1 protein-coding gene and 1 pseudogene are annotated in these 1,171 nt (G+C 42.0%); both read left to right on the top strand.

Annotated features, from left to right (window positions below; all coding sequences use genetic code 11):
- On the top strand, window positions 1-633 hold a 633-nt coding region (locus ACFIK1_RS03735; protein ID WP_375662118.1), incomplete at its 5' end, for a hypothetical protein.
- A pseudogene (locus tag ACFIK1_RS03730) lies at window positions 608-1,171 on the top strand (hypothetical protein); the annotation flags it as partial. The gene ACFIK1_RS03735 and the pseudogene ACFIK1_RS03730, both read left to right, overlap by 26 nt.

Genomic DNA, 1,171 nt, shown 5'->3' with positions numbered 1-1,171 from the left:
TTGGGTGAGGCGGCGAGTGCGCCCTCTGTGTCGTCTATTGCGATAGGCAATAAGCAAACATATGACTGTGGTAAAGGCAAAAACTGTTCTTACGTCGCTGCACGTGCGTCAGCTGAAAGAACAATAGCTATCGGTTTATCATCTGAAGCTAAGAATTATCAGGGAATTGCTATTGGTGTTACTGCACAAGCATTCGCTGACAATACTGTTGCTATAGGTCCCTCTACAAAGGCGACAGAAAAAAATGCTATCGTTTTGGGGTATAGTTCAGAGGCGACAGGTTTGAATAGTATTTCTATAGGGCGCTCGGCGCACTCTTTGGGTCTGCATAGTATCGCAATAGGTTCTGATGATATTACAGATAAATATCCAGATGATTATACAACTGCGAAGAGTAATCATTCAATTGCCGTAGGGCGTGTTGCTAAAGTCCGAGGAGAAAATGGGATTGGTATTGGTCAGCGTTCATCGGTATGGGATAATGCTAACAATGGCATTTCTATCGGTTACTATTCAAAAGCGCAGGCGTTGGATAGTATCGGGCTAGGTCACGACGCTTTGGGGATGGTGGAAGGGAGTGTTGCAATAGGAAGCCATACTAGANTCTATGCTGCAGGGACCTGCAACGAATGAGGTATCTTATTGGAAATCTACGTCAGGTGCTGTTAGTGTTGGTGATGTTGATGCTGGCAAAACACGACAAATTACAGGTGTAGCGGCTGGTAGTGAAGATGCAGATGCAGTGAATGTTATACAATTAAAAGACTTAGAAAGGGTCGTAAGACAAAATGGTTGGAAACTGTCTGTTGACGGTAAAAATGCTAAAACAGTCATTATGGATAGTGGAGTAGATTTTTCTACTGGCAGTACCAATCTTAACATTACAAAAGGCGATAAGGATAATAATGTAAAATTTGATTTAGCTAAAGATGTTGTATTAACGAGCTTAAAAGCAGGGACGAATACCTTAGATGCAACAGGTCTGGTAATTACTGATGGACCGAAAATAACGACCGCGGGCATTGATGCTGGAGGTAAAGAGATAAAGAAAGTTAAGGCTGCGGCACTCACTGAGACTTCACAACAAGCAGTGAATGGTTCACAGTTATTTGCAACAAATAATGAAATTGCTGATGTAAGAGATAGTATCCTTGTTAAGCAAGAACAAGAA

Source organism: Bartonella sp. OC16QHHD (assembly GCF_042194035.1).
GTDB lineage: Bacteria > Pseudomonadota > Alphaproteobacteria > Rhizobiales > Rhizobiaceae > Bartonella.
This window is presented reverse-complemented; position numbering and strand designations above follow the sequence as displayed.